This window comes from Nocardia pseudovaccinii NBRC 100343, from assembly GCF_001613225.1.
Taxonomy (GTDB): Bacteria; Actinomycetota; Actinomycetes; order Mycobacteriales; family Mycobacteriaceae; genus Nocardia; species Nocardia pseudovaccinii.
In genome coordinates this window covers 1-2830 of sequence record NZ_BDBY01000461.1, presented here as the reverse complement: position 1 = coordinate 2830, position 2830 = coordinate 1, and the positions used below count along the sequence as shown (strand labels likewise).

General features: G+C 64.8%; 1 protein-coding gene. It reads right to left on the bottom strand.

Going from position 1 to position 2830, the window contains the following annotated elements; genetic code table 11:
* Positions 1-1168: 1168 nt before the first annotated feature.
* Entirely contained in the window at positions 1169-2044 is an 876-nt protein-coding gene (locus NP3_RS45860) for an endonuclease domain-containing protein (protein ID WP_063047955.1), read from the bottom strand.
* Positions 2045-2830 lie beyond the last annotated feature (786 nt).

Here is a 2830-nt window from a genome sequence, read left to right as displayed (position 1 = left end):
ACAAGATCAGGTGGCACTCGTGGCGGAGGCTTCTCGGCCGATGCCGCCCTGGTTTCCACGTGATCGGGTGTCCAGGTCGGTGTGGGGTGTGGCGAGGGGGGTGTGGGCTGGAGCGAGGGGGTGGGGGCTGGAACGAGGGGGTGGTTGGGGTGCGTTCGGGTTGGTTGGGCTGCGGTGGGGCGTGTTGTTCTGCACTGACTTTCGGGGTTTGCCGAACCGGGTGGTTTGGCGGTCTGTGGTTTTGCCGGTGTAGTGCTGGGGGTGTTGTGTGCGGTACCCGGCTTACCTTCCGCGGTCAGGTGGGTATGCCTGCGGGTTCCAGCGTGGTCGACTGGCTGTGGTTGTGTTCTCGGGCGTCTTTGTGGGGATGTAGGAGATGGGGGCGCGAGAATGTGTTGGTGGCGGGGATGCGGTGGGCGAGTGGTTGAGAATGTGTTGGTGGAGGGGTGTTCTCGGTGTTTGCTTGCGGGGATGCATGGTGATCAGGCGTCCGGGTCGGTACGTGGGCGGAACCAGGGCTGGACATGGATCGCGCGGTATCAGTTTGTCGGTGGGCTGAGGCTTTGCGTGCGGCGCTGAGCTCGGCGCGTGGGTTGGGCCCGGTTGGTGGGGCTGCGGTGGGTCCTGTTGTTCTGCACCGACTTCCTGGGTTTCCTGGTCCAGGATGGTTTAGCGGTCCGTGGTTTGCCGGTGTAGTGCTGGGGGCGTTGTGCGTGGTACCCGGTTTACCTTGTCGAACGATCAAGATCAGGTGGCACTGGTGGCGGAGGCTTCTCGGCCGATGCCGCCCTAGTTTCCACGTGATCGGATGTCCAGGTAGGTGTGGGGTCGGAGCGAGGGCACGGGGTCGGAGCGAGGAGTGTGGTTGGGGGTGCGTTCGGGTTGGTTGGGCTGCGGTGGGTCCTGTTGTTCTGCACCGACTTCCTGGGGTTGCTGGTCCGGGATGGATTGGCGGTCTGTGGTTTTGCCGGTGTAGTGCTGGGGGCGTTGTGTGCCGTGCCCGGCTTACCTTCCGCGGTCAGGTGGGCAGGCGGGTGGGTTCCAGCGTGGTCGACTGGTTGTGGTTGCGTTCTCGGGGGTCTTTGTGGAGGGATGCGGGAGGCGAGGGCTCGAGAATGTGTTGGTGGAGAGGGCTCTCGGGCGGTTTGCCGCCATGGGTTCCACGTGATCATTTGTCCAGTCGGGCGCCCTGGGTGGCGAGGGCGGTGCGGATGCGGTCGAGGACGACGTGGGGGCGGTGGTGGAGGAGGGGGGCGTTGAGGCGGATTACTCGCCAGCCCAGGGCTTCGATGCGGGCTATGCGGTCGATGTCCTTGGTGCGCTGGGTGGGGTCGGTCCAGTGTTGGGCGCCGTCGTATTCGACGGCCACCTGCCACTTCCGCCAACCGAGGTCGACGCGCGCGACGAATTCGCCGTAGTGATCACGGATCACCAATTGTGTTGCGGGTCGGGGCAAGCCGTCGTCTATCAGCAGCAAGCGTGTGTGGGTCTCGGGTGGTGATTCGGCGCCTGGATCTACGACGGCCAGCGTTGTGCGCAAGCGGTTGAGGAAACGTGCGCCCGGATGTTTCTGTGCCAAGTCCGCGACTTCACCCGGTTCGAGCCCGGTGGCTGCGCACAGTGCGTCCAGAATCGGTACGGCCCGCTCGCGCGGCAGGCGCCGACCGAGGTCGAACGCAGTGCGCGCCGGTGTTGTGACTGTGAACCCGTCGACGTCACAGCATTCACCCGGCTCGATTACCGACCGGATGGCACGAATCCCGCAGGGCGGACGACAGTGTTCGCCCCTGGCGATCTCCGCGGGTTGATCGGCATCGAGCCAGCGAGTGCCGTGCATGGCGGCCGCCGAGCAGCCGATCAGCACACCGTCACCCTTCGCCCAGTGCGCCGTGGCGCGGGCCCGGCCTCCCGCATCGAGCGAGCACCCTTTGCGCATATAGACATCCGGAAACACCCGCACAAAGTTGTGTCGCAGCTCCCAGCGCGTGACCAACCCCGCCGCCATCGCCCACGACCCCACAAACGCCTCATCCAATTCCCCCATCCCCGCACTATCCCCACCCCCACCGACAGTTCCACCGCCCCCCAGGTGGACCCTCTGCGAACCCTCCGTACCTCGTCGAACGATCAAGGTCAGGGGGCACTGGTGGCGAACCCTCCGTACCTCGTCGAATGATCAAGATCAGGTGGCACTGGTGGCGGAGGCTTCTCGGCCGATGCCGCCCTAGTTTCCACGTGATCGGGTGTCCAGGTGGGTGTGGGTGGGGTGCGTTCGGGCTGGGTGGGTTCTGTTGTTCTGCACTGACTTTCGGGGTTTGCTGGTCCGGGGTGGTTTGGTGTTGGGGGGGTTTGCCGGTGTAGTGGTGGGGGCGTTGTGTGCGGTACCCGGCTTAGCTTCCGCGGTCAGGTGGGTATGCCTGCGGGTACGAGCTCGGTCGACTGGCTGTGGTTGCGTTCTCGGGCGTCGTTGTGGAGGGGATGCCGGTCGAGGAGGGCTCGAGAATGTATTGGTGGAGAGGTGCTCTCGACGTTTGCCTGCATGGATGCATGGTGAGCGGTTGTCCAGGTTGGGACATGGTCGGAAGCGGCGCTGGGGGTGTGCGTCGGATGACCAATGTCGAAGGGGTGCAGAGTAATTCGGCGGTTCTTTGGCAGTTCGGTCGTGATCTGGGGATGGATCGGCTGGCTCAGTTGCCGTGCGGGGCAGGGGGTTTGCGTGCGGCGTTGAGGTCGGGGAGTGGGGACGGTTAGGAGGGTTGGTTGGGCTTGCCAGTCTGCATGCTGGTGGTGACGGTTGGGAGGGTTGGTTGGGCTTGCCAGTCTGCATGCT